Here is a 232-nt window from a genome sequence, read left to right on the forward strand (position 1 = left end):
TGCAACACCGCGATTTACTTATACTTGTTGGGTGCGGCGGCGGATTACCATGCGGAGCGGTAGCTCTTCGGTGGGGTAAATAAGGATTGAGAGAAAAAAGGAGTGTATTTTGTATGGAAAAAAAGAGGGGCGTAATTACAGGACTAGGAGCTGTTACACCGATCGGAACAGATGGTGAAACAGCTTGGGAAAACATAAAAAAGGGTGTATCTGGAATCGGGCGACTTACAAG

At 46.1% G+C, this 232-nt stretch carries 1 protein-coding gene; it reads left to right on the forward strand.

Features of this window, described 5'->3' with window-relative positions:
* Window positions 1-113: 113 nt before the first annotated feature.
* A partial coding sequence (locus tag JDS95_RS30900) for a beta-ketoacyl synthase N-terminal-like domain-containing protein (protein ID WP_275952110.1) occupies window positions 114-232 on the forward strand: 119 nt, incomplete at its 3' end.

The organism is Bacillus cereus group sp. N24 (genome assembly GCF_016483345.1).
GTDB classification, from domain to species: domain Bacteria; phylum Bacillota; class Bacilli; order Bacillales; family Bacillaceae_G; genus Bacillus_A; species Bacillus_A toyonensis.